Here is a 25,705-nt window from a genome sequence, read left to right on the forward strand (position 1 = left end):
TCGCGCGCAATGCCCCGGCGCCGTGCGCCGGCACGCTCAGGCTTCGATCAGCAGCGCGGCCGCGACCCTGCGGCCCTCGGCCATCAGAATGTTGTAGGTGCGGCAGGCCGCCTTGAAGTCCATCGTTTCGACGCCGATGCGCTTCGCCGCGAGCGCGGCGGTCAGGCGCGGATGCGGAAAGCGCAGCCGCTCGCCGCTGCCGAACACGACCACTTCGGGCGCGGCGTCGATCAGCATCGCAAAGTGCTCGGGGCTCAGCTGTTCGAAAGACGAGACGGGCCAGGGAATAACCGGCGCGTGCGGCAGCACGAGGATGCTGCCCGCGTGACGCTCCAGATTGATTTCGACGTAGTCGGCGCCGTAGCCGGTGACGGTGTTCAGCGCGCCGCTGGAATCCTGATGTAATTTCAAATTGGTTTTCCGAAGTCGTCGTGAGACATCATGCGTGTTGCCGGCCTGGTTCGACGTGAGCGAGGCCGCGAGGTTCGACGCGCGTGATACACGAGGGGGCCGAAAAGGCTTGCCGTTGCGGTTGGTGCATTGCGGAAGTCGGCCAAAATCCGCTAAATTATAACTTTTTAGCCGCTTTGCGGCGCCCCTCGCTCAAGCGCCGCCACAAGCCGCGCGGAGCGCACCGGCGTGGCCCACCGGCTACCTGTGTCGGCATCGCCCGCTTATTGCTCGTTTATTGCCCGCTTGTTGCTCGCCTTTTCGCGCTTTTTTGCCCGTGGTTGGCGTCGGGCTTCGCAGCGGCCCGACGGGCAGTGGCGGCGCGATGAGATCGACCCGATTCGCGGCTGGCGGCCATTGCAGGCGTTGCCGCGTCCGAATTTCCCGTAGCGGTGAATCCGAGCGGCCCGGCGTCCTCAGCCGGGCTGTGTTTGCCCAAGGTTTGCCCCAAGCCATCAACCAGGATGAAGTGCCCGCCGTGAAACCCATTCTCAAATCCAACAAGTTGTTGAATGTCTGCTACGACATTCGCGGGCCCGTCCTCGAACATGCGAAGCGGCTCGAAGAAGAGGGCCACCGCATCATCAAGCTGAACATCGGCAATCTCGCGCCGTTCGGCTTCGAGGCGCCGGACGAGATCATTCAGGACATGATCCTCAACCTGCCGGGTTCGTCGGGCTACTCCGATTCGAAGGGCGTGTTCGCCGCGCGCAAGGCGATCATGCACTACACGCAGCAAAAGGGCGTGTCCGGCGTCGAGCTCGATGACATCTACATCGGCAACGGCGCGTCGGAGCTGATCGTGATGGCGCTGCAGGCGCTGTGCAACGACGGCGACGAAGTACTGCTGCCGGCGCCCGACTACCCGCTGTGGACCGCCGGCGTGAGCCTCGCGGGCGGCACGCCGGTGCATTACATCTGCGACGAATCGAATAGCTGGATGCCCGATCTCGACGACATCCGCGCGAAAATCACGCCGAATACGCGCGCGCTCGTCGTGATCAACCCGAACAACCCGACCGGCGCGCTGTATTCGGACGAACTGCTGCTCGGCCTGATCGACATCGCGCGCCAGCACGGTCTCGTGATCTTCGCCGACGAGGTCTACGACAAGATCGTCTACGACGGCAAGACCCACACCGCGCTGGGCTCGCTGTCCGAAGACGTGCTGACGGTCACCTTCAACAGCCTGTCGAAGAGCTACCGCTCGTGCGGCTATCGCGCCGGCTGGATGGCCATTTCGGGCTTGACCGGCGAAAACCGCCGGCTCGCGAAAGACTATCTGGAAGGGCTCGGCATTCTCGCGTCGATGCGCCTGTGCCCGAACGTGCCCGGCCAGTATGCGATCCAGACCGCGCTCGGCGGCTATCAGAGCATCAACGACCTGATCGTGCCGAGCGGGCGTTTGTACAAGCAGCGCGAGCTTGCCTACAACATGCTGACGGCGATCCCCGGCGTGAGCTGCGTGAAGCCGGAAGCGGCGCTCTACATGTTCCCGCGCCTCGATCCGAAGGTGTATCCGATCCAGAACGACCAGCAGTTCATCCTCGATCTGCTGCTCGAAGAGCGCGTGCTGCTCGTGCAGGGCACCGGCTTCAACTGGAAGGCGCCGGATCACTTCCGCGTCGTGTTCCTGCCGAACGTCGACGATCTCGCCGATTCGATCAACCGGATCGCGCGTTTCCTCGACGGCTACCGCAAGCGTCACACAGCCTGAACCAGCCTCGCGTACGATGTGGCGCGCGAATCATGACACATGAGTGACACATGAGGCGCCACATCCGCCCCCCGTTTTTTAATCATCTACTCGAAACACACGCTGCATGGAACCGATCAAAGTTGGACTGCTGGGCTTCGGCACGGTAGGCAGCGGCACCTTCACGGTACTGCGCCGCAATCAGGAAGAAATCAAACGCCGCGCGGGCCGCGGCATCGAGATTGCGCGCATTGCCGTGCGCAACCCCGCGAAGGCGACCGCGGCGCTCGGCGGCGAAGCCGGCGGCGTGGCGCTCACCGATGACTTCAACGCGGTGGTGGACGATCCGTCGATCGCGATCGTCGCGGAAATGATCGGCGGCACCGGCATCGCGCGCGATCTGGTGCTGCGCGCGATCAGAAACGGCAAGCACGTGGTCACGGCCAACAAGGCGCTGCTCGCGGTGCACGGCACCGAGATTTTCGAGGCGGCGCGCGCGAACGGCGTGATGGTCGCGTTCGAGGCGGCGGTGGCGGGCGGCATTCCGATCATCAAGGCGTTGCGCGAAGGTCTGACCGCGAACCGCATCCAGTACATCGCCGGCATCATCAACGGCACGACCAACTACATCCTGTCGGAGATGCGTGATCGCGGGCTCGACTTCGCGACCGCGCTGAAAGCCGCGCAGGAACTCGGCTACGCGGAAGCGGACCCGACCTTCGACATCGAAGGCGTCGACGCCGCGCACAAAGCGACGATCATGAGCGCGATCGCGTTCGGCGTGCCGGTGCAGTTCGAGCGCGCGTACGTCGAAGGCATCAGCAAGCTGGCCGCGATCGACATCAAATACGCCGAGGAACTCGGTTATCGCATCAAGCTGCTCGGCATCACGCGCCGCACCGATAAAGGCATCGAACTGCGCGTGCATCCCACCTTGATTCCGGAAAAGCGTCTGCTGGCGAACGTGGAAGGCGCGATGAACGCGGTCGTCGTGCATGGCGACGCGGTCGGCGCGACGCTCTATTACGGCAAGGGCGCGGGCGCGGAGCCGACGGCCTCCGCGGTGGTCGCCGATCTGGTCGACGTGACGCGCCTGCACACGGCCGACCCCGAGCATCGCGTGCCGCATCTGGCGTTCCAGCCGGACAGCCTGTCGAACACGCCGATCCTGCCGATCGACGAAGTCACGAGCGGCTACTACCTGCGCCTGCGCGTCGCCGACGTGACCGGCGTGCTCGCCGACATCACGCGCATCCTCGCCGACAGCGGTATCTCGATCGACGCGCTGCTGCAGAAGGAGTCGGAGCGCGTCGATGCGAACGGCAAGGGCGAAACCGACATCATCCTGATTACGCACGTCACGGTCGAAAAGCAGTTGAACGCCGCGATCAAGTCGATCGAGGCGCTGAAGACCGTCGTCTCGCAAGTCACGAAGCTGCGCATGGAAGCGCTGAACTAGGCCGAACTATGAACTACCTCTCCACGCGCGGCGCCGGCGCCGGCGAACACCACTCCTTCTCGGACATCCTGCTCGGCGGTCTCGCGAAAGACGGCGGTCTGTATCTGCCCGCGCAATACCCGCAGGTCAGCGCCGACGAACTCGCGCGCTGGCGCACGCTGTCGTACGCGGACCTCGCGTTCGAAGTGCTGTCGAAATTCGTCGACGATATCCCCGCCGACGACCTGCGCGAGCTGACGCGCAAGACCTACACAGCCGCCACGTATTGCAACGTGCGCGACGACGAAAGCGCCGCGCAGATCACGCCGCTGAAAACGCTCGGCATCGAAAACGGCGCGCCGCTCGCGCTGCTCGAACTGTCGAACGGGCCGACGCTCGCGTTCAAGGACATGGCGATGCAACTGATCGGCAACCTGTTCGAATACGCGCTGGCGAAGCACGGCGAAACGCTGAACATTCTTGGCGCGACCTCGGGCGACACCGGCAGCGCGGCCGAATACGCGATGCGCGGCAAGCAGGGCATCCGTGTGTTCATGCTGTCGCCGCACAAGAAGATGAGCGCGTTCCAGACCGCGCAGATGTACAGCCTGCAGGACCCGAACATCTTCAACCTCGCGGTGGAAGGCGTGTTCGACGACGCGCAGGATATCGTCAAGGCCGTGTCGAACGATCACGCGTTCAAGGCGAAGTACAAGATCGGCACCGTCAATTCGATCAACTGGGCGCGTGTCGTCGCGCAGGTCGTCTACTACTTCAAGGGCTACTTTGCCGCGACGAAGTCGAACGACGAGCGCGTGTCGTTCACTGTGCCGTCAGGCAACTTCGGCAACGTGTGTGCGGGTCATATCGCGCGCATGATGGGTTTGCCGATCGAGAAGCTGGTCGTCGCAACGAACGAAAACGACGTGCTCGACGAGTTCTTCCGCACCGGCATCTACCGCGTGCGCAAGGCAGCCGAGACGTACCACACCAGCAGCCCGAGCATGGATATCTCGAAGGCGTCGAACTTCGAGCGCTTCGTGTTCGATCTGCTCGGCCGCGATCCGGCGCGCGTGCTGCAACTGTTCCGCGATGTCGAGGAGAAGGGCGGTTTCGATCTCGCGGCGAGCGGTGACTTTGCGCGCGTTCAGGAGTTCGGTTTCGTGTCCGGCCGCAGCAGTCACGACACCCGCGTGGACACGATTCGCGATGTGTTCGAGCGTTACGACACGATGATCGACACGCATACCGCCGATGGTCTGAAGGTCGCGCGCGAACATCTGCAGCCGGGCATCCCGATGATCGTGCTCGAGACCGCGCAGCCAATCAAGTTTGGCGAGACGATCCGCGAGGCGCTGCTGCGCGAACCGGAACGGCCGGCGGCGTTCTCGGGGCTGGAGGCATTGCCGCAACGCTTCGAGGTCGTGCCGGCGGATGTTCAGCGGGTGAAGGACTTCATCGCGGCTAATACCGGCGCGTAGGCCGGTAAATTGGCTGGTGAATAGGCCCACGCCTACGTGTGCGTGGGCCTCCTTGGCCAGGCACCGGACGGAGCACAACGTGCCTCGCCAGGTGGCAAGCTCGGCCTTGCCAATCCGCAAGATCAGCAGGTCACCACGCACGCTCCCAATCTGCGTGGGCCGTTTCACGGCTCACGCGATGTGCAACGCCGCCACATCGCTTCGTGTCGATCGACACAGCATATCCACCACACGACGCCAGCCGCCTCCTCGCGGTCGCGCGTCGGTCAGTGCCACAACGCCCCATGGCGCCCGGCCGCGCAGGCCAAGGGCATCGGCCGTTACAATATCTTTTTCCCCGCGGCTTCGAGTTCAAGATGTCTACACCTACCCCCCGTGCTCCGATGCTCGCCACCGCGGATGCGCTGGCGATCCTGCTCGACGCCGCGCGCCCGATCGAGGGCACCGAATCGATTCCGACGCTCGATGCGTTGAACCGCGTGCTGTCCGCCGATGTGACTTCACCGCTCGACGTGCCGCCGATGAACACCAGTTCGATGGACGGCTACGCGGTCCGTATCGCCGATCTCGCGCACGGCAACCGCTTGCCGGTTTCGCAACGCATTCCGGCCGGCCATGCGCCGGTGCCGCTCGGGCCCGCCAGCATCGCGCGCATTTTCACCGGCGCGACGGTGCCGCCCGGCGCCGACGCGGTCGTGATGCAGGAGCAAACCGAGGCAGCCGGCGATGAAGTCACGATCGTGCATCGGCCGCAAGCGGGCGAGTGGATCACCGCGCAGGGCGCGGATATTCGCGCGGGCTCGGTGATCCTGCCGGCCGGCACGCGGCTTACGCCGCAGGCGCTGGGGCTGGCGGCGTCGGTCGGTTGCGCGCAACTCGAGGTGCGCCGCCGCGTGAAGGTCGCCGTGTTCTTCACCGGCGACGAACTGACGATGCCCGGCGAGCCGCTGAAGCCGGGCGCGATCTACAACTCGAATCGCTTCACGTTGCGCGGGCTGCTCGAAAATCTCGGCTGCGAAGTGACCGACTACGGCATCGTCCCCGATCAATTCGACGCGACCCGCGCGACGCTGCGCGAGGCTGCTCAGGCGCATGACCTGATCCTGACCTCCGGTGGCGTGTCGGTGGGCGAGGAGGATCACGTGAAGCCGGCGGTCGAGGCCGAAGGGCGTCTGTCGATGTGGCAGATCGCCATGAAGCCGGGCAAGCCGCTCGCGTTCGGTGCGGTGCGCCGTGGCAGCGTTGAAGCTGGCCCGGCAACCGAGGCAGGCGCGGCATCCGCAAGCTCGCCGGCCGCCGCCGAAGCGTTTTTCCTCGGCTTGCCCGGCAATCCGGTGTCGAGCTTCGTCACGTTCCTGATGTTCGTGCGGCCGTTCGTACTGCGTCTGGCCGGCGTGCAAGCGGTCGCGCCGCGCGCGCTGTCGCTGCGCGCCGATTTCACGCAGAGCAAGGCCGATCGCCGCAACGAGTTTCTGCGCGCGCGCGTGAACGCGGCCGGCGGCCTCGATCTGTTTCCGAACCAGAGTTCGGCGGTGCTGACCTCGACCGTGTGGGGCGACGGTCTGATCGACAATCCGCCGAATCACGCGATCAGCGCCGGCGAGACCGTGCGCTTCATTCCGTTTTCCGAACTGTTGAACTGAGGCCGGCGCTGCATCGCAGACCGGCGGCATCCGATGAAGATTGAACTCCGATACTTTGCAAGCGTGCGCGAAGCGCTGAACACGTCCGACGAAACCGTCGACGTCCCCGACGGCATCGCGACCGTCGGCGACGTGCGCGCGTGGCTGCGCGTGCGCGGCGGCATCTGGGCCGAAACGCTCGCCGAAGGCCGCGCGCTGCGCATGGCCTGCAATCACGTGATGACCGGCGCGGGCACGCGCATCACCGAAGGCTGCGAGGTCGCGTTTTTTCCGCCGGTAACGGGCGGTTGAGCGCAACTGCGTCCATCACAGTTCGCCACACAGAAGACCTTAGGAGCCGCCCATGCCCGTTCGCGTCCAGACCGAAGATTTCGACCTCACCGCCGAAGTGGCCGCGCTGCGCGCGCGCAATCCGAAGATCGGCGCGGTCGCGTGCTTCGTCGGTACGGTGCGCGATCTGAACGAAGGCAGCACGGTCGAGACGATGGAGCTCGAGCACTATCCGGGCATGACGGAAAAGTCGCTCGAGGCGATCATCGAGCGCGCGCGCGCACGTTGGCCAGGCGTCGAGGTGCAGATCGTGCACCGCGTCGGCAAGCTCTATCCGCTCGATCAGATCGTGCTCGTCGCGACGACGGCCGCGCATCGGGGCGATGCGTTCGCGTCGTGTGAGTTCGTGATGGACTATCTGAAGACCGAAGCGCCGTTCTGGAAGAAGGAAAAAACCGACGCGGGCGAGCGCTGGGTCGATGCGCGCGTGACGGACGACGCGGCGCTGGCGCGCTGGGGCATCGACTCCGGGAACCGGCTGGCGAAGTAGCCGGATCGCAAGCGCGGCGGCGCCTGCTCACGCTTGCGAGCGCGAGCAGGCCGCACGCAGCAGTTTCACGCGTCGCGCGAGCGCCCGATGATCGGCACCGGAAACGGCTCGCCGGCTGGCCTCGCCGGATGGTCTTCGTCGCCGTCGCGCGGGCGCCGCTTCGGCGCGACACGGTCGAGCAGCGCCTGCTGCTCGGGCGGAATCTTGTAATCCCAGCCGAAACGGCTCAACTGCAGGCTTTGCGCGATCCGCAGCGCGGGCTCCATGAAGCGCACCGCCGCGGCCGGTTGATAGCGCGATTCGACGGTGTCGAGAAACAGATACAGCCAGCGGCTGAAATGCTGCGGCTCGACCCCTTCGAGCGGCTGATGCGCCTGCTGCACGTTGCCGCGATACTGCTTCGCGCCGAGCACGAGGCTGCCCCAGAATGTGCACATCTTCGGCAGATGGTCGTCCCAGCGGCCCGCGAGCTTCGCGTCGAACACGGGGCCGAGCCGCGGATCGGCGCGCACGCGATCGTAAAAGCCGTAGACGAGCGCGCGAATATTCGCTTCGGTCGGTTCGTCCGCGCGCTCGACCGGCGGCGCGGCGGGGAAGGATGGATTCATGCGGGTTCCGGAAAAATGCGGTTCTGATGGCGGCTGGCGGTCGCCGTGGCAGCGGGGGGCGGGCAATCGCGAAGGCACACAACGCGGTCGGCGCCATCGGTGCCGGGCGACGCACAGACGGAGCAGATCACCCGAAGCAGTGCGTCAGCCAGCGAAAAAGACCTCGAATCCCTACCTTTTCGTATGAACGATCGATGCGGGGAACCGTTACCATGGCGACGCGCGACGATATCAGGGCCAGGGCGGATGCCATCGGGCAGTCATCTTAGCCCAGCGCCCGCCCGCCGCCTCCGGCAACCATTGAGTCGATACGGTTATCCATGCGGCCGCAGCGTGCTTGCTCCCAGCCTTTCACACCCTATCTGCATCTATGAGACTGACCGACTATACGGATTACACGTTGCGCGTACTGCTGTACCTCGCGGTAAGACGCGACGGACTGTCGACGATCCACGATATTTCGCAGGCGTACGGCATCTCGAAGAACCATCTGATGAAGGTCGTGCAGCAACTCGGCGAGCGCGGCTGGGTCGAAACCGTGCGCGGGCGCAATGGCGGACTTCGGCTCGGCGGCCAGACGCTCGCGTTGACCATCGGCGACGTCGTGCGGGTGACCGAGAGCGATTTCGCGTTGGTCGGCTGTCTGCCGGACCGGCAGGGCGAGCAGCGTCCTTGCGTGATCACCTCGCATTGCCGTTTGCGCGGCGCGTTGCAGACGGCGAACGATGCCTTTCTCGCCGAACTCGATCGCCATACGATTGGCGAAGTCGCGGAACCGAGGGCCCCGCTCGCGGCGTTGCTCGGGCTGAACAAGAGGATTGCGGTGAGGCCGCTCGCGGAGGTATGACGCAACTCGGGGTGGTTCATTGGGACGGTTCATCGGAGTGACTCAGGCGGCCCGATTGGGTTACGCGGCAACACTCCCGCCATGCAGATCCCCGCAGACGGGCTGAAAAACGAAGCGGCGGCGGTTCTTTCGTTCAAATGTTAAATAGTTACGGTTGAGGCCAAAAAAGCGCTTGAAACCCAAATAAAACGCCTCATTTTGGTGGTAATCGAAATTGGAGGTCTCTTGATGAGAATCGACAAACTCACCACTAAATTCCAGGAAGCACTGGCGGACGCGCAAAGTCTCGCGGTCGGCCACGACAATCAATACATCGAACCGGTACACGTACTGTCCGCGCTCGTCGCGCAGCAGGACGGCTCCGCGCGCTCGCTGCTGTCGCGCGCCGGGGTTCATGTGCAGCCGCTGCAAACCGCGCTCAACGATGCGATGACGCGGCTGCCGCAGGTGCGAGGCACCGACGGCAACGTGCAGATCGGCCGCGAGCTGACCGGACTGTTGAATCAGGCCGACCGGGAAGCGCAGAAGCTCAACGACACGTTTATCGCGAGCGAGATGTTTCTGCTCGCGGTCGCCGACGACAAGGGCGAGACCGGCCGTCTCGCGCGCGAGCATGGGCTGTCGCGCAAATCGCTCGAAACCGCGATCGCCGCGGTGCGCGGCGGCTCGCAGGTGCACAGCCAGGACGCCGAAAGCCAGCGCGAAGCGCTGAAGAAATACACGATCGACCTGACTGAGCGTGCGCGCGCCGGCAAGCTCGATCCGGTGATCGGCCGCGACGACGAAATTCGCCGTTCGATCCAGATCCTGCAACGCCGCACCAAGAACAACCCGGTGCTGATCGGCGAGCCGGGCGTCGGCAAGACCGCGATCGTCGAAGGGCTCGCGCAGCGCATCGTCAATGGCGAGGTGCCGGAAACGCTGAAGAACAAGCGCGTGCTGTCGCTCGACATGGCCGCGCTACTCGCGGGCGCAAAATATCGCGGCGAGTTCGAGGAACGGCTGAAGGCCGTGCTCAACGACATCGCGAAGGACGAAGGGCAAACCATCGTCTTCATCGACGAAATCCATACGATGGTCGGCGCCGGCAAGGCCGAAGGAGCGATGGACGCGGGCAACATGCTGAAGCCGGCGCTGTCGCGCGGCGAGCTGCATTGCGTCGGCGCGACCACGCTCGACGAGTACCGCAAGTACATCGAGAAGGATGCCGCGCTCGAGCGCCGCTTCCAGAAGGTGCTGGTCGACGAACCGTCGGTCGAGGCGACCATCGCGATTCTGCGCGGCCTGCAGGAGCGCTATGAACTGCACCACGGCGTCGACATTACCGACCCGGCGATCGTCGCGGCCGCCGAGCTGTCGCATCGCTACATCACGGACCGCTTCCTGCCGGACAAGGCGATCGACCTGATCGACGAGGCGGCCTCGAAGATCAAGATGGAAATCGACTCGAAGCCGGAAGAGATGGACCGGCTCGATCGCCGGCTGATCCAGCTGAAGATCGAACGCGAGGCTGTGAAGAAGGAGAAGGACGAAGCGTCGCAGAAGCGTCTGCAACTGATCGAAGAGGAAATCGAGCGGCTGAATCGCGAATATTCGGATCTCGATGAAATCTGGACCGCGGAAAAAGCGGCGGTGCAGGGCAGCGCGCAACTGAAGGAAGATATCGAGAAAACGCGCGCGGAAATCACGCGTTTGCAGCGCGAAGGCAAGCTGGAGAAGGTTGCCGAGTTGCAGTACGGCAAGCTGCCGGGGCTCGAGGCGCAACTGAAGGAAGTCACGCGTGCCGAGGCCGAGGAGCAGAACAGTCCGAAACGTCCGCGTTTGCTGCGCACGCAGGTTGGCGCGGAAGAAATCGCGGAAGTCGTGTCGCGTGCGACCGGTATCCCGGTGTCGCGGATGATGCAGGGCGAGCGCGAAAAGCTGCTGCAGATCGAAGCGAAGCTGCATGAGCGGGTGATCGGCCAGGACGAGGCGATCAATGCGGTTGCCGATGCGATCCGCCGTTCGCGCGCGGGGCTGTCGGATCCGAACCGTCCATATGGTTCGTTCCTGTTCCTTGGGCCGACCGGCGTAGGCAAGACCGAGCTGTGCAAGGCGTTGGCGTCGTTCCTGTTCGATTCGGAAGATCACCTGATCCGGATCGACATGAGCGAGTTCATGGAAAAACACAGCGTCGCCCGTTTGATCGGTGCGCCGCCGGGATACGTCGGCTACGAGGAAGGCGGTTATCTGACCGAGGCCGTGCGCCGCAAGCCGTATAGCGTGATCCTGCTCGACGAAATCGAGAAGGCGCATCCGGACGTGTTCAACGTGCTGCTGCAAGTGCTCGACGACGGCCGCATGACCGATGGCCAGGGGCGCACCGTGGACTTCAAGAACACCGTCATCGTAATGACCTCGAATCTCGGTTCGCAGGTGATCCAGTCGATGGTCGGCGAGTCGCAGGAAGCGGTCAAGGACGCGGTGTGGGAAGAAGTGAAGTTGCACTTCCGGCCCGAATTCCTGAACCGGATCGACGACGTGGTCGTGTTCCATGCGCTCGATCGCTCGAACATCCAGTCGATCGCGCAGATCCAGTTGCAGCGTCTGCACGAGCGGCTCGCGAAGCTCGATATGCAACTGGTGGTATCGGACGGCGCGCTCGAGCACATCGGCAAGGTCGGCTACGATCCGCTGTTCGGCGCGCGGCCGTTGAAGCGCGCGATCCAGCAGGAGATCGAGAACCCGATCGCGAAGCTGATTCTGGCCGGCAAGTTCGGCCCGAAGGATGTGATTCCGGTCGAGATGGAAGACGGCAAGCTCGTGTTCGAACGCGTGGTGCACTGAGCTTGCGTACATGAGGAACCGGCGGTTGGAACGGGCAGTCGAACCGTTTCAACCGGCGTTAAAAAACGGCAACGAAGGAAACTTCGTTGCCGTTTTTTTTGCCCAGCGGGTTCGATCGGGCGCGGTGCGCCGGCAAGCGCCGGCGTGCAGCGTTGTTACGCGTTGCCCTTGTTGCCACCGAACAGTGCCGCGAGGCCACCCAGCGCGCCGAGCACGGTGGTCGAGTTCAGTTGGCCGTCGGCCGGCACGGTGCCTTCCGGCGTGGCCGCGTTGACGACGTGCGGCAGAATTTGCGACAGCAGACCCGTCACCTGATCCGGCTGGACCCCAGCCTTGGCCGCGAGGTCGGTGACGGTCTGCGAGCCGAGTACGCTGTGCAGCGCATCGGGCGCGATCGGCTGGTTTTCGCCGTTGCTGACCCACGACGACACGACGTCGCCGAGGCCCTTTTCCTGAAAACGCTGGATCAGCCCGTTCAGGCCGCCCGGCTGGTTGTTGACGAATTCGAGCGCGGCTGTGATCAGCGCTTGCTGGCCACCGCCTTCGGGCGATTTGCCGAGCAGGGAACCGATGGTGTCGAGTAGGCTCATGACGGTCTCTCTTGAATGCCGGCACGCGGATGACGGCCTGGCGGGTGAAAACGCCGCGCGGCTGCGCGGCGTGGTAAGACGGAGGGCGGCGGCGGGGCGATGCCCCTGCGTGCGACGCGACGGCATCGTCGCGTGTCGCTCAGCCTTCGCGATGCCGCCGGCTGCTCCTTGCTGCGTTGTTTCCGGTGTTCCAGCTTGCTGCAACTTCGATAGGGACGGTGGATTCAGTCCGGCTTCGCGCGCTTTACGCGCCGGACGCAGCCGCCGCTGAGGCGGCCTTGCTCTTTTTCGCTTTCTTCTTCGAGGCCTTGGTGCCGGACGCGTCGGCCGGCGCGCTGGCTGCCGCCGCCGGTGCCGAAGCCGCGGCCGCGTCGGATGCCGCGGCCTTGCTCTTCTTCTTCGACTTCGACGTTTTCGCGGCGGATGCCTGCTCGGCTGCAGCCGGCGTGGTAGTCGCGGTAGTCGCGGCCGGTGCGGCCGTCGTGGCCGCGGGCGCCTGCGTCGTGGTGGCGGTCGCCGCCGGTGCTGCCTTCGTGCTGGTTGTGCTGCCTGCCTTGGCCGACGGCTTCGCGCCGGTCGGCGGCGCGGACGAACCGTTGATCGTCAGGCCGGCCGCTTCGAGGTTCACGACCGATTTCTGGCCGATGCCCTTCACGCGCGCGGCGAGATCGTCGGCATTCTTGAACGGGCCGTTTTTCGCGCGTTCATCGAGAATCGCTTTTGCATGCACGGGGCCGATGCCCTTGACCGATTCGAGCGCAGCCTGATCGGCGGTATTGACTTCGACGGCCGCGGCAAATCCGGCCGATAGCGACAAAACGACAGCAACGCAAAGCATGAAAAGCTTCTTCAGCATGGCAAGCACTCCATTGAGGGCAAAAAAGTTAGCCGGGAACGGACGACGCATTCTGTCAGCAGGCGCTGCGTTAAAGCATAGAACAAATCACAGGCCCTTATTTACAATCGCGTCGATTTATACCGACCGATTCGCGACAAGTAAATCGCGGCGGACAATATTTAAACCTTTTGCTTGCTGCTAATAGCGCCGATGATCTTATCGGGCTGCGCGGCGGCCCCTGAAGAGCCGCGCATCAAAGCTGAGGAACCCGCCAGATAGCAGCGTCGAACGCTTGACCTGGAGTGCACTCGAAGTCCTAACCTGAGCCCGTCATGTCGAAACACTCAACCCCACTCACCATTGGCCAGGTCGCCGCGACGATCGGCGTGTCCACGCATACGCTGCGCTATTACGAACAGGCCGGTCTGATCCGGCCGGTCGGGCGCACGCCGGCGGGGCACCGGCTGTATTCGCCGGCCGACCTCGACTGGTTGCGGTTCGTGATGCGTCTGAAGGCGACCGGTATGCCGATCGCCGGCATGCAGGAAATCGCCGCGTTGCGCGCGCAGGGGCAGCCGACGATGCGCGCGCGCCGCGACCTGCTGGTCGCGCACCGGGACGCGTTGCTTGCGCGGATCGCCGATCTGCAAAGCAATCTCGGCGCCATCGACGACAAGATCGCGTACTACGAAGCAGCCACCGAAGCGGTTTCCGACGCGGTCGCGGCAAATGCCACGGTTGAGCACGATCCGGCACGACAGGACGACGAAACCTCGCCGTCCTCACCTTCGCACACCACCGGACAGGACTCGCAATGGACTACGCCAACAACGACCGCTACACCCGCGGCTGGAACAAACTCAAGCAAATCGACGGCTTAGCGGGGGAGCAGGTCATCGCCGCGCTCGCGCCGATCGCGCCGGAATTCGGCCGGCTGCTGATTGAATTCGGTTTCGGCGATATCTACAGCCGCCCTCAGCTCGATTTGCGCGCACGCGAAATTGCGACGATCGCGTCACTTGCGACCCTCGGCTGCGCGCAGCCGCAACTGAAGGTGCACATCGAGGCGGCGTTGAACGTCGGCTGTAGCCGCGACGAGATCGTCGAAGTGTTCATGCAGATGGCGCTTTACGCGGGTTTTCCGGCCGCGCTCAACGCGCTGTTCGCGGCACGCGAGGTTTTCGAGCGGCGGGAGCGGGAGGAACTGGAACCTGGATGTGTGAGTTGATGGGGCGCGGTGGAGGGGCGCGGAGTGACGGGCCGCGCAAAGGCCCGAGGACTAGGCCGCACCGACTTCCATCACATCGCCGAATCGACGCGCAACCCCGCATCGTCGCGCAGATATCGCCGGCTCACGATCCGCCAGTACACGAGCAAGCCAATCCCGGCAATCGCGAGACTAGTCGTGTTCGCGACCCAGAAGCCGCGCGCGCCGGTTAGCCACGCCGGCGTGAGGCCGGTGGTATCGAAGCCGAGCGCGTACCCGCCGCCGAGCCCGACGCCCCATAGCGCGATCGCGTAGATGACGGTCGGCACGACCGCGACCTTGTACGCGCGCAGGACGAACGCGGTCGTGATCTGCAATGAGTCGAACAGGTGATAGCAGGCGACGATCAGCACCAGCGGCAACGCCGCCGCCGCGACCTGCGCATTGGTCGTGTAGCCGCTGACGATGTACGGCCGCAGCACCAGCACGAGCGAGCCGTAGCAGCAGGCGATCGCAACGGCCATCGTGATGCCGTGACGCGACAGCGTGCGCGCCGCTTCCGGCCGATGCGCGCCGAGCGCCTGCGCGACCAGCGTCGACGACGCGATGCCGATCGACAGCGGCGTCATATACAGCACCGCGCCGATGTTGCCGGCGATCTGATGACCCGCGAGCGTCGTCGTGCCGAAGCGCGCGATAAAGAGCGCCATGAACGTGTAGGACGTGACCTCGATCAGATAGGACAGGCCCATCGGAATGCCCAGACGCAATTGCGCGGCCTGACGCTGCCAGACCGGCCAGCAGAAGCGCGTGAAAATGCCGAGTGCCTTGAAGTCGTCGACGCGCGCGAGCAGCAGCATGCCGAGCACCGCGAGGGTCCAATTGAGCAGCGTGCTGGCGAGCGCGCAGCCCGGGCCGCCCAGCGCCGGCACGCCCAGCCCGCCGAAAATGAACCACAGATTGAGCGGGATTTTCAGCAGCAGTGCGGCGACCTGCAGGAACATCACGAGCCGCGGTTTGCCGAGCGCATTGGCGACCGAGCTATAGATTCGAAACGCCAGCCCGGCGGGCAGGCCGAACGCGAGAATCCGCAGATACGCGAGCGTGCGCTCGTGCAGCGCTTCCGGCACGCGCGACAGGTTCAGCAGCGGTCCGGGGAAGAACAGGATCAGAAAGCCGAGTACGGTCAGCGCCGCCGCGAGCCACAGCGACTGGCGCACTTCCTCGCCGATTTCGGAGTAACGGCGCGCGCCGTACAGTTGCGCGGCGATCGGCTGCAGCGCGGTCAGAATGCCGGTCAGACCGATATAGACCGACACGTAGATCGACGAGCCGAGGCCGAGCGCGGCCAGATCGACCGCCGAGTAGCGGCCGACCATCGCCGTATCGAGCACGCCGAAGGCGATGATCGCCAACTGGCCGATCAATACGGGCCACGCGAGCGCGGCGATTTTCCGTACGTCGGCGAACATGGTCAGTTGAGCTTCTTGTGCCAGCTGCGGCGCTTGCCTGGCGGCGGCTTCGGACGATCGATGCGCACATACAGGCGGAAGCGCTCGTCGCGGTCGGCCGCGCGCCGGCCTTCCCAGACCAGCTTCCAGATGTAGTCGGGCATCGCGCTCGGGTCGCCGTAGTCCTGCGTGTCCTGACGCAGGATCACGTCGCAGTCCTGGTCGAACGCGAAGTGCATGTCGCCGAAATACGCGAAGGTCGCGATCTGCGCATTGCCGAGCCGTACCGGCGCGATGCACGTGTAGTCCTCCGGCAGATGACTCGCGATCTGCTGTGCGACGTCGCGATAAGTCCGACTGTAATTGACGACCGGCAGCCACAGGGTCATCAGCAGCACCCACATCAGCGTCGTGCCGGCGCTCGACAGCACGACGCTGCGCCACAGCACCTTCGGATGACGCGCGAGACGCCAGCGCACCAGCACGAACCAGCAGACGGTCACCGCGACCGCGCACACGAACGACAGAATCTTGAACTGCGGCACGTAACCCGGCGCGAGCCGTGCGAGGTTGCGCGCGAGCGGATGCGGGAAGCCAGTGAGACTCGCTGCGTACACGAGCCACACGAAGCTGCCGAGAATCGTGAAGCTGAGTAACGCGAACCAGTCGATCGCATTGATCGCGCCGCGCTTCAACGTCGGCAGCGCGAAGGTTGCCAGCACCGCGAGCGGCGGCAGCAACAGCATGTACAGCCGGTTCGATTGATGGCTTTGCAGCACGACGAGCACGAACAGCGGACCGATCACCGACAGCGGAATCGCGACGTGCGGCGCGCGCCGCAGCCCCTTCCAGCTGAACCACGACCACAGCGCGAGCGGCCACGCGGGCCAGGTGAAGAGCGGCAGATTTTTCAGCGCATACGCGGCGACCGAGCCGGGCGGCCCGGCGAACGAGCTCAGGCTCACGTGCAGCCACTGGTTCAGATACCAGACCGCGTCGTCGGGGAAGGCGGCGAGCGCGATGATCGGCCACGACACCGCGAGCACCAGCGCGACCGGCAGACCGGCGAGCAGCAGCCAGCGCGAGCGCGTCTCGCGGACGATCAGCGTCATCGCCAGCGTGCCGAGCAGCAGCGCGCCGACCAGTACCGGGCTGCTCGCGAGCGTGACCAGACCGATCGCGAGGCCCCAGATCAGCGCACCCTGGATCGGCTTGTCGATCATGCGCACGAGGCCGTACACGAGCATCGCGATGCAGACGAACTGCGCGAGCTGCGGGGTGGTCTCATGGCCACGCTCGGCGAGGCCGAAGCAGGCGAGCAGGATCAGCAGCGCGCCGTCGGCGAGGGTGCGGCCGTAGTCGCGCGGCTCCGGTTCGCCGCCGAACGCATATTTGAACGGCTGGACCTCGGCGCGCCGGCCGAGCAGATAGGCGGCGTACCAGACGAACGCGCAGCCCGCGCAGAACAGCAGGCCGGTGAACACGCGCGACGCGTTGCTCGCATCGACCCACGGCGCGAGTACGCGGATCGCGCTGGCGCCGAGCCAGTAGCCGAGCGGGCCGTCCTCGGTCAGATATTTGCCGACCAGATTCGGCAGCAGCCAGTCGTGGGCGCCGCCGTTGGCCATCGTCCACATGACACCGAAGCCGGCTGCGTCCTCGTTCTTCCACGGATCGCGGCCGAACAGGCCAAACGACGCATAGACGATACAGATGGTCAGCAGCAGCCAGCGCGGCAATGCGCTGGTCGCGGAGGCAGTGAGGCGAACGACAGGTCTCATGCGGTGTGCGGGTATTGGATAAGCGATGCAGCCGGGGTTGGGCGGCGGGTGCGGCCGGGATGGCCCGTCTGCGGCATGCGGCATTGTAGTCGTGCCGCGCGATGCCCGTCACGGCCGGTAACGACCGGCAACGTCGTTGCGAAAGCTGTAACACCGCAGTGCGGATGCGCGCCGGGCAGCGCTTGCGGTGGTGGTTTTGCGCGGCAGGTCATGCAGGCATCGTGTCGGCGCGGGCGACAAAAAAGGGCAGCTCGCGCTGCCCTTTTTTGTCTGCTTCGCTGCCGGCTCAGGACCGGCGACGATGCGGGTATTACTTTGCTGCTGCCTTGCCCGAAGCGCGTGCGCCGAACTTCTTGTTGAACTTCTCGACGCGGCCGGCCGTGTCCATGATCTTCTGCTGGCCGGTGTAGAACGGGTGCGATTCCGACGACACTTCGATCTTCGCGAGCGGGTAGGTCTTGCCGTTGAATTCGGCGGTTTCGCGCGTCTGGATGGTCGAGCGCGTCACGAACTTGAAGTCGTTCGACATATCGATGAACAGGACTTCGCGGTAATCCGGGTGAATGCCTTCTTTCATGGTCTTTCCTTTAATCTGGCGGTAGCCAACCCGCGTGCAGCCTTGAATTGGACTGCCTTCAGGCGCGAGCCACTTGCCTACGGTCGAAAAACGGCGATTATGCCAGAAAATCAGTTGCTTGGCGATTTTTCTGCCAGCGATTTCTATTGGCGCGGACCGGCAGACTCGCGCCGGCGCGGGTTGGCGTCGACAGCCCGAGGATTCGCGAAGGTGCTCGCGTCAAACCGGCGTGAAAGTCAAACCGACGCGCGCCGGATCCTGCCGGTAATAGCGCGCGAGCAGTCGATATAGCTCCGGATACTCGGCCTCGAAGGGCTGTGGTTTTACGAACAGCGCTTCACTGCAGACGGCAAAAAATTCGGATGGGTGATCGGCCGCGTACGGATCGATCAGCGATTCGCGTTCGAAGCGCGCCCAGCGCCGCTCGGGTACCGCGTCGACTTTTGCGCAGAACTGGTCGTATGCGTGATCGAACACATCGGCCCAGCCCTGGGCGTCGAGCGGCGCATGCCAGCGGCGCATCAACGGCGGATGGCCGTCCGCTTCGCCGTTCACCATGTCGATCTTGTGCGCGAACTCGTGGATAACGACGTTGTACGCATCGGTGCCGTCGGTCATCTGCGCGTCTTCCCACGACAGCACCACGGGACCGCCTTCCCATGCTTCACCACTCGCGTCGTGCTCGACCTCGTGCACGACGCCGTCTTCGTCCTCGACGGTTTTGCGGATCACGAACTCGCCTGGATAGACGATGACGCCGACCCAGCCGCGGTATAGATCGAGGCTCAGATTCAACACCGGCAGACAGGCTTGCACGGCGATTCCGACCGTCATCGCGTCGGTCAACTCGAGTTCGTGCGCGGTCGAGAATTCCTTGTTCGCGATGAACAGGCTCGTCAGTTCGCGTAGCCGAGCGAGATCGGGCGCATCGAGATGGGCGAGGAAGGGTAGGCCGGCGAGCGTCGCCTGCCACAACGGTTCGTCGATCGCGTAGTCGCGCAGCGCGCGCTCGCGGCGTCGAGTGCCCAGCCAGTGCGTGAGTTTCGAGAGCATGTCGGATCACACCTCTAGTCGATCTGTTGGTGCCGCGCGAGGAGCAGGGCGCCGCAAAGTTTTTCGTCGGCGTTGCGAGCGTGTTCTGGAACACTGGATTGTACGGATTCGTGGCGTTTGCGAGGTGGCTCTGACGGGGTGCCTTGCGGCGCTGTTCGACGATGTTGGCCGAGGGAGGGGGCGTCGCCTCGTACTACTTCCGTGTGCGCGGGTCCGCATTTAGTCAGTCGACGGCGGCCTGGCTCACGGCCAACCATCCGATTGAATTCGTAGACATGACGGTGAGTTCCCGCTACACGCACGTGCGGAAGCAGGGAACGGCCGGCAGCGCGCGGCAGGCGAAAAAAAACCGCTCGTCGATACCGAGCGGTTTCTCATCCAGTACAGCGGTTGGCCGAGGTGGCCAACGTCAATGCCAACGCCAGGCGTTAGCCGCCACCACCGCGGCGCATCATGTCGAAGAACTCAGAGTTGCTCTTCGTCTGGCGGATCTTGTCGAGCAGGAATTCCATCGATTCGACTTCGTCCATGTCGTGGATGAACTTGCGCAGCACCCAGATCTTTTGCAGCACTTCGGGCTTGATCAGCAGTTCTTCGCGGCGCGTGCCCGACTTGTTCAGGTTGATCGACGGATACACGCGTTTTTCGGCGAGACGGCGCTCGAGGTGCACTTCCATGTTGCCGGTGCCCTTGAACTCTTCATAGATCACGTCGTCCATGCGGCTGCCGGTTTCGATCAGCGCGGTGCCGATGATGGTCAGCGAGCCGCCTTCTTCGATATTGCGCGCCGCGCCGAAGAAGCGCTTCGGACGCTGCAGCGCGTTGGCATCGACACCGCCGGTCAGCACCTTGCCCGAAGCGGGCACGACGGTGTTGTACGCGCGCGCGAGACGCGTGATCGAGTCGAGCAGAATCACGACGTCGTTCTTCATTTCGACGAGACGCTTGGCCTTCTCGATCACCATTTCGGCGACCTGCACGTGGCGCGCGGCCGGTTCGTCGAACGTGGAGGCGATCACTTCGCCGGCCACCGACCGCTGCATTTCCGTCACTTCTTCCGGGCGTTCGTCGATCAGCAACACGAACAGCTTGACGTCCGGGTGGTTCTGTTTGATTGCGTGCGCGATGTGCTGAAGCATCACCGTCTTGCCCGACTTCGGCGATGCGACGAGCAGACCACGCTGGCCCTTGCCGATCGGCGCGATCATGTCGATGATGCGACCCGTCACATTTTCTTCACCACGCATTTCACGTTCGAGCAGCAGCACCTTGTTCGGATGCAGCGGCGTCAGATTTTCGAACATGATCTTGTGCTTCGAGGCCTCCGGCGGCTGGCCGTTGACCTTGTCGACCTTCACCAGCGCGAAATAGCGTTCGCCGTCTTTCGGCGTGCGCACTTCGCCTTCGATCGTGTCGCCCGTATGCAGATTGAAACGGCGGATTTGCGACGGGCTGATATAGATGTCATCCGTGCTGGCGAGGTAGGAGGTTTCCGGCGAACGCAGGAAACCAAAACCGTCCGGCAGCACTTCGAGCGTGCCGTCGCCGAAGATCGTGTCGCCCGCTTTGGCTCGTTTTTTTAGAATGGCGAACATCAATTCCTGCTTGCGCAGGCGGTTCGCGCTTTCGATCTCGAGGCCATTGGCCATCTCGATCAATTGGGACACGTGCAGAGTCTTAAGCTCGGATAAATGCATACGGAGAACCCGCAGGAGAAGGTGCGACGAAATGGAATCTGGGAGGAGGGGTGAGCGGAGCGCTCAAAGACTTACGCGTCTTTTCGACGTTTTGCGGATTCTAGCATAGCACACGCCAATTTCCGCCAGTGCGGCAGCGTGGCATCTTTGTATTAAAGCGTGTTGCCGGCTGACAACACGCTTTTCAGCGAGCGCGCGGCTGTTCGTCCAACCTGCTGCGCCCGGTCCGGCGTGTTTGCGGATTACGTTGAATCCGCAAACGCCGCGGCACTGTATTACAGATTGCCGTCGAGGAACGCGGTCAGTTGCGACTTCGACAATGCGCCGACTTTCTGCGCGGCAACAGCGCCGTTCTTGAACAGGATCAGCGTCGGGATACCGCGCACGCCAAACTTGACCGGCGTCGACTGATGTTCGTCGACATTGATTTTCGCGACTTGCAGGCGATCCGCATAATCCTTCGCGACTTCGTCGAGGATCGGCGCGATCATCTTGCACGGACCGCACCATTCGGCCCAGAAATCGAGCAGCACGGGTTTATCGGATTTCACGACGTCCTGTTCGAACGATGCGTCGCTGATATGCTTGATTTGTTCGCTCATTTATGAATACCTCTATCGGTTCGAGGCCCGCCTGAATTGCTCGCCACGATACATCAAAAACCGGGAAAATTTCCGTTCGCTTTGCCGCGTCCGGGACCTTGCCTGGCATCCCCGCGCAGGTCCGGAAAGGGCGCCGGATTTGCGCGGAATACGCGGAAAGGCCCGCGTTTGCGGGTCATTCAACTGGCAGTGTAGCTTAATTCGCTATGCGTTGCCGATGAGCGATAGTACTCGTTAAGGCAGTGGGGCCAATGACTGCTGATCAAGCACCGCCCGGTTTTCGTCGCGTCGTGATATCGCGATGAAATGAAAATGGTGGCGGCTACAGAGAACTCAAGTGCCGCCTGGTCGTAGCCGCGAAAGTGTTTATCTATATATAGATGTGAAGAAGGCGCTCAGCATCGGAGGATGCCCGATCCCGCGCGTCGATCGTGCTTTGCTCGCATTAACAGTCGCGCTATCCACTAAGCGATGATAGAATCTTTCGTGACGGGCCTCCTCGCATGGAGGGATGGTCAACCTGGTCAGGTCGGGAACGAAGCAGCCACAGCCGTTTTCCACCAGTGCCGAGGGTCAGGCTCGTCACCTTCGCTTTTCTTCTTCGCGGGTTCCCGCAATTGCTTCCAAATTCGCCGTCTTTTGCTCGCAGTGTTCCTCTTGAACATTGGTGTGGTTCGATCGTGCGCGGCTGATCGTCTGATCTATCGCCGGCCGGTTTCTGCGCTGCTGCGCCAGCCTGCTCCGGCAAAGCCTCGGCGTGCATTCGCACGCCGTCCCGAATCGGTTTTTCGTCCCATTGTTACTGATACAATTTCCGGATGACCTATCAAGTTCTCGCACGCAAATGGCGGCCGAAGGATTTCGCTTCGCTCGTCGGACAGGAGCACGTGGTGCGCGCGCTCACCCATGCGCTCGACGGCGGCCGTCTGCATCATGCGTATCTGTTTACAGGTACGCGCGGCGTCGGCAAGACCACGCTGTCGCGCATCTTCGCGAAGGCGCTGAACTGCGAGACCGGTGTGACTTCGACGCCGTGCGGCGTGTGCCGCGCATGCCGTGAGATCGACGAAGGGCGCTTCGTCGATTATGTCGAGATGGACGCGGCGAGCAATCGCGGTGTCGATGAAATGGCCGCGCTGCTCGAGCGCGCGGTGTACGCGCCGGTCGATGCGCGCTTCAAGGTCTACATGATCGACGAAGTGCACATGCTCACGAACCACGCGTTCAACGCGATGTTGAAGACGCTGGAAGAGCCGCCGCCGCACGTCAAATTCATTCTCGCGACTACCGATCCGCAGAAGATTCCGGTCACGGTGCTGTCGCGCTGTCTGCAGTTCAATCTGAAGCAGATGCCGGCCGGCCATATCGTGTCGCATCTCGAGCGCATTCTCGGCGAAGAGAACGTGCCGTTCGACGCACAGGCGTTGCGTCTGCTCGCGCGCGCCGCCGACGGCTCGATGCGCGATGCGCTGTCGTTGACCGATCAGGCAATCGCGTATTCGGCCAATCAGGTCGGCGAGGACGCGGTGCGCGGCATGCTCGGCGCGCTCGATCAAAGCTACCTGATCCGTTTGCTCGACGCGCTCGCGCAGGGCGATGGCGCCGCGGTGCTTGCGATCGCCGATGAGATGGCATTGCGCAGCCTGTCGTTTTCGACCGCGCTGCAGGATCTCGCGAGCCTGCTGCACCGGATCGCATGGGCGCAGTTCGCGCCGTCGTCAGTGCTCGACGAATGGCCGGAGGCCGCCGATCTGCGCCGTTTCGCCGACACGCTGAGTGCCGAGCAGGTACAACTGTTCTATCAGATCGCGACGATCGGCCGAAGCGAACTGGGTCTCGCGCCCGATGAATACGCCGGCTTCACGATGACCCTGCTGCGTATGCTCGCGTTCGAACCGGCGCCGACAGGCGGCGCGGGCGCGAGCGGGGCTGGGTCGCAGGCAGGTGTATCTAGCGCCGCGGCGAAGCGCTCCGGCGCGCCGACGGTCGCCGCGTTGCGCGCGCCGTCGATGGCGTCGGCAACCGCCGCGCCGCTACCGCCAGTCGGGGGCGCTCGCGTCCCGGCGGCCGCTGTCGAGCAGGCCCGTGCACCACAGGCTAGCGATGCGGGCATGGAGCAGGGTGATACGGCGAAGTCCGCCGCGCCGGCTGCCAGACCCGTCGCGCCGCAGCTTGGCGACGCAATGCAAGACAAGACCACGCCGCAAGCGTCGGATCTCGGTGCCGCCAGCATCGACCAGACGGCGCCGGTTACGAGCGATGCGAAGTCATCGACCGCGCGCGTTGACGATACGCCGCCGCCTGCCGCTACCGCACGTCCGTTGGCGCCATGGGAAGACGCGCCGGCCAGTAACAACACGGCCGGCGCTGCCACTGCCGCTTCGAACGAACTCGCTTCGAACGAAAACACCGATGTCGCACCCGTAACTGAGCCGGCCGCACCGGCAACCGCCGCGCCCGCAAGCACGCAGCAAGCCACCGAATCGCTGCCGCAGGACGACGAACCGGCGCCACAAACTTCCGCGTCACCCGTACCCGAGCAGGACCCGCTGCCACAAACCACTGCGGCGCCAGCGCAGACTGCCCCCGCCGCGCGCCGGGCAGGCGGCGCGAGCGCCGCACTCGATGTGCTGCGCAACGCCGGCCTGAAGACATCTTCCGACCGTGGCCGCGCAAGCCCCAGCGCAGCCGCGAAACCCGCAGCGCCCGTCGCACCGAAACCAAGCGCACCGCGCGTGGTCGTCCCGGTACCGACGCCCGGCGCCGCGCGCCGCGCGCCGCAGGAAGCCGCTGGCGCTGCCGCGCAGCCGTCGTCAGCACGCGGCGCGGATAACAACTCGCAACAGAACGGCTCGTCGATGCCGCCGTGGGACGACATGCCGCCCGACGACTACATGCCGCTGTCCGCGGCGGACGACGGCTACTTCGGCCCGCCGGACGATAACTTCGTCCCGGTATTCGACCACGGTCCCGACGATGTCCGCATGGATGGTCCGGCCGCGGCAACCCGGCCGGCAGCAGCGCCAGCACCGGTGGTCGACAACCGTCCGCTACCGCCCGCGGTGCCGCTCGACCCGCTTGGCTTCACCGGCGACTGGCCCGCGCTCGCGGTCGATCTGCCGTTGAAGGGCATTTCGTATCAACTGGCGTTCAACAGCGAACTGATGGCGCTCGAAGGCAATACGCTGAAGCTGAATGTGCCGGTGCCGCAATACGCGGAAACGTCGCAGGTCGCTAAACTGAAAGCAGCGCTCGTCGAGCGGCTCGGCCAGAACATCGATGTCCAGGTCGAAGTCGGGCCGGCGCGCCGCACCGCTGCCGCGCACGACGCCGCGCTGCGCGCGCGGCGCCAGCAGGAAGCCGAGCGCGAGATCAACGCCGATCCGTTCGTGCAGTCGCTGATTCGCGAGTTCGGCGCCACCATCGTGCGCGACTCGATTCGCCCGCTTACCCCGGACGCAGCCCCGAACGGCGCGTCGCAGGCCCACTGATCCACCGGTTCGCGGCGCCAGCACGGCGCCGCAACCCCAGATTTCACGCTATCCAGAAGGAGCACGTCCATGATGAAAGGCCAACTCGCCGGGCTGATGAAGCAAGCCCAGCAGATGCAGGAAAACATGAAGAAGATGCAGGAGCAACTCGCGCAGATCGAAGTCGAGGGGCAGTCGGGAGCCGGTCTCGTGAAGGTGACGATGACCTGCAAGAACGACGTGCGCCGCGTGTCGATCGACCCGAGCCTGCTCGCCGACGACAAGGACATGCTCGAAGACCTGGTCGCCGCCGCGTTCAACGACGCAGTGCGCAAGGCCGAGGCGACCGCCCAGGAAAAGATGGGCGGCATGACCTCGGGTCTGCCGCTGCCGCCGGGCTTCAAGCTGCCGTTCTGAGCCTGCCCGCTGTCATGAAGGCACACGCCGCGGCGTTGGAAGCCGCGGTGTACACGGCGATGCCGGGCACGCCCGCGCGACATGCGTAGGCTGAAGGCCCCAAAAGTATCGCAAGCAAGCACCGAACAAAGTGCAGGCCGAACGCTTGAGCGCGGCAATCGCGCTTAAGCGTGGTTCGAGTTCCGCACCGCTATCCCGACTTGCCCACCCGGG

Annotated in this window: 22 protein-coding genes and 1 other RNA gene; 13 read left to right on the top strand and 10 right to left on the bottom strand. The window is 64.2% G+C overall.

Annotated features, from left to right (window positions below):
* Nucleotides 1-36: 36 nt before the first annotated feature.
* Nucleotides 37-411 (bottom strand): Mth938-like domain-containing protein, encoded by a 375-nt coding sequence (locus L0U82_RS07945; protein ID WP_233829749.1) that lies wholly within the window; start codon nucleotides 409-411, stop codon nucleotides 37-39.
* Nucleotides 412-919: 508 nt separating this feature from the next.
* Here L0U82_RS07945 and L0U82_RS07950 point away from each other — a divergent pair.
* The 6 genes from L0U82_RS07950 (at nucleotide 920) to moaE (ending at nucleotide 7,528) form a co-directional block, all read left to right on the top strand.
* Nucleotides 920-2,167 (top strand): pyridoxal phosphate-dependent aminotransferase, encoded by a 1,248-nt coding sequence (locus L0U82_RS07950; RefSeq protein WP_326489714.1) that lies wholly within the window; start codon nucleotides 920-922, stop codon nucleotides 2,165-2,167.
* Nucleotides 2,168-2,273: 106 nt separating this feature from the next.
* Nucleotides 2,274-3,605 (top strand): homoserine dehydrogenase, encoded by a 1,332-nt coding sequence (locus tag L0U82_RS07955; RefSeq protein WP_233829755.1) that lies wholly within the window; start codon nucleotides 2,274-2,276, stop codon nucleotides 3,603-3,605.
* Between the two features lie 8 nt (nucleotides 3,606-3,613).
* Entirely contained in the window at nucleotides 3,614-5,065 is a 1,452-nt protein-coding gene (thrC, locus tag L0U82_RS07960) for a threonine synthase (RefSeq protein WP_233829756.1), read from the top strand.
* A 383-nt stretch (nucleotides 5,066-5,448) separates the two neighbouring features.
* Nucleotides 5,449-6,708 (top strand): molybdopterin molybdotransferase MoeA, encoded by a 1,260-nt coding sequence (locus tag L0U82_RS07965; protein WP_233833178.1) that lies wholly within the window; start codon nucleotides 5,449-5,451, stop codon nucleotides 6,706-6,708.
* A gap of 33 nt (nucleotides 6,709-6,741) precedes the next feature.
* Nucleotides 6,742-6,999, top strand: coding sequence for a molybdopterin converting factor subunit 1 (gene moaD, locus L0U82_RS07970; RefSeq protein WP_233829758.1), 258 nt, complete (start codon nucleotides 6,742-6,744; stop codon nucleotides 6,997-6,999).
* Nucleotides 7,000-7,051: 52 nt separating this feature from the next.
* On the top strand, nucleotides 7,052-7,528 hold the full coding sequence (gene moaE / locus L0U82_RS07975) for a molybdopterin synthase catalytic subunit MoaE (RefSeq protein WP_233829760.1): 477 nt from the start codon (nucleotides 7,052-7,054) through the stop codon (nucleotides 7,526-7,528).
* Nucleotides 7,529-7,593: 65 nt separating this feature from the next.
* Here moaE and L0U82_RS07980 read toward each other — a convergent pair whose 3' ends face one another.
* On the bottom strand, nucleotides 7,594-8,136 hold the full coding sequence (locus tag L0U82_RS07980; protein ID WP_233829762.1) for a group III truncated hemoglobin: 543 nt from the start codon (nucleotides 8,134-8,136) through the stop codon (nucleotides 7,594-7,596).
* A gap of 370 nt (nucleotides 8,137-8,506) precedes the next feature.
* Here L0U82_RS07980 and L0U82_RS07985 point away from each other — a divergent pair, with 370 nt between their 5' ends.
* Nucleotides 8,507-8,983, top strand: coding sequence for an Rrf2 family transcriptional regulator (locus L0U82_RS07985; RefSeq protein ID WP_233829765.1), 477 nt, complete (start codon nucleotides 8,507-8,509; stop codon nucleotides 8,981-8,983).
* Nucleotides 8,984-9,211: 228 nt separating this feature from the next.
* On the top strand, nucleotides 9,212-11,809 hold the full coding sequence (gene clpB / locus L0U82_RS07990; protein WP_233829768.1) for an ATP-dependent chaperone ClpB: 2,598 nt from the start codon (nucleotides 9,212-9,214) through the stop codon (nucleotides 11,807-11,809).
* A 155-nt stretch (nucleotides 11,810-11,964) separates the two neighbouring features.
* Here the strand turns inward: clpB and L0U82_RS07995 are convergent, their stop codons facing one another.
* Together L0U82_RS07995 and L0U82_RS08000 are read right to left on the bottom strand one after the other, a co-directional pair.
* On the bottom strand, nucleotides 11,965-12,525 hold the full coding sequence (locus tag L0U82_RS07995; RefSeq protein WP_442793602.1) for a YidB family protein: 561 nt from the start codon (nucleotides 12,523-12,525) through the stop codon (nucleotides 11,965-11,967).
* A gap of 118 nt (nucleotides 12,526-12,643) precedes the next feature.
* Nucleotides 12,644-13,255 carry a ComEA family DNA-binding protein gene (locus tag L0U82_RS08000; protein WP_233829773.1) on the bottom strand — a complete coding sequence of 204 codons (612 nt, stop codon included), beginning with the start codon at nucleotides 13,253-13,255 and terminating at the stop codon, nucleotides 12,644-12,646.
* A 314-nt stretch (nucleotides 13,256-13,569) separates the two neighbouring features.
* Between L0U82_RS08000 and L0U82_RS08005 the strand changes: the two genes are divergently transcribed.
* A complete protein-coding gene (locus L0U82_RS08005) occupies nucleotides 13,570-14,118 on the top strand; it encodes a MerR family transcriptional regulator (protein WP_233829775.1) in 549 nt (182 codons plus the stop codon).
* The gene (locus L0U82_RS08010) at nucleotides 14,052-14,465 is read left to right on the top strand and encodes a carboxymuconolactone decarboxylase family protein (protein ID WP_233829778.1); all 414 of its coding nucleotides are present in this window, start codon (nucleotides 14,052-14,054) and stop codon (nucleotides 14,463-14,465) included. The genes L0U82_RS08005 and L0U82_RS08010 overlap by 67 nt, the downstream gene beginning before the upstream one ends.
* Nucleotides 14,466-14,536: 71 nt before the next feature.
* On the opposite strand, the gene L0U82_RS08015 is transcribed toward L0U82_RS08010, so the two are convergent.
* The 6 genes from L0U82_RS08015 to trxA all read right to left on the bottom strand — a co-directional run bounded on the left by L0U82_RS08015 (nucleotide 14,537) and on the right by trxA (nucleotide 21,605).
* On the bottom strand, nucleotides 14,537-15,916 hold the full coding sequence (locus L0U82_RS08015) for an MATE family efflux transporter (protein WP_233829780.1): 1,380 nt from the start codon (nucleotides 15,914-15,916) through the stop codon (nucleotides 14,537-14,539).
* A gap of 2 nt (nucleotides 15,917-15,918) precedes the next feature.
* Nucleotides 15,919-17,676, bottom strand: a complete 1,758-nt coding sequence (locus L0U82_RS08020; protein WP_233829781.1) for an ArnT family glycosyltransferase — start codon at nucleotides 17,674-17,676, stop codon at nucleotides 15,919-15,921.
* A 310-nt stretch (nucleotides 17,677-17,986) separates the two neighbouring features.
* Nucleotides 17,987-18,253, bottom strand: coding sequence for a type B 50S ribosomal protein L31 (locus tag L0U82_RS08025; RefSeq protein WP_233829787.1), 267 nt, complete (start codon nucleotides 18,251-18,253; stop codon nucleotides 17,987-17,989).
* Between the two features lie 219 nt (nucleotides 18,254-18,472).
* Nucleotides 18,473-19,306 carry a M90 family metallopeptidase gene (locus L0U82_RS08030; RefSeq protein WP_233829792.1) on the bottom strand — a complete coding sequence of 278 codons (834 nt, stop codon included), beginning with the start codon at nucleotides 19,304-19,306 and terminating at the stop codon, nucleotides 18,473-18,475.
* 428 nt (nucleotides 19,307-19,734) lie between these two features.
* Entirely contained in the window at nucleotides 19,735-21,003 is a 1,269-nt protein-coding gene (gene rho, locus L0U82_RS08035) for a transcription termination factor Rho (protein ID WP_233829793.1), read from the bottom strand.
* Between the two features lie 275 nt (nucleotides 21,004-21,278).
* Nucleotides 21,279-21,605 carry a thioredoxin TrxA gene (trxA, locus tag L0U82_RS08040; RefSeq protein WP_013089343.1) on the bottom strand — a complete coding sequence of 109 codons (327 nt, stop codon included), beginning with the start codon at nucleotides 21,603-21,605 and terminating at the stop codon, nucleotides 21,279-21,281.
* A gap of 488 nt (nucleotides 21,606-22,093) precedes the next feature.
* Here trxA and ffs point away from each other — a divergent pair.
* The 3 genes from ffs (at nucleotide 22,094) to L0U82_RS08055 (ending at nucleotide 25,492) form a co-directional block, all read left to right on the top strand.
* Nucleotides 22,094-22,192: signal recognition particle sRNA small type (gene ffs / locus L0U82_RS08045), an RNA gene on the top strand.
* A gap of 231 nt (nucleotides 22,193-22,423) precedes the next feature.
* Nucleotides 22,424-25,096, top strand: a complete 2,673-nt coding sequence (locus L0U82_RS08050) for a DNA polymerase III subunit gamma/tau (RefSeq protein ID WP_233829794.1) — start codon at nucleotides 22,424-22,426, stop codon at nucleotides 25,094-25,096.
* Between the two features lie 69 nt (nucleotides 25,097-25,165).
* The gene (locus L0U82_RS08055) at nucleotides 25,166-25,492 is read left to right on the top strand and encodes a YbaB/EbfC family nucleoid-associated protein (protein WP_006048866.1); all 327 of its coding nucleotides are present in this window, start codon (nucleotides 25,166-25,168) and stop codon (nucleotides 25,490-25,492) included.
* The last annotated feature ends 213 nt before the right edge of the window (nucleotides 25,493-25,705 follow it).

This window comes from Paraburkholderia sp. ZP32-5, from assembly GCF_021390495.1.
Lineage (GTDB): Bacteria > Pseudomonadota > Gammaproteobacteria > Burkholderiales > Burkholderiaceae > Paraburkholderia.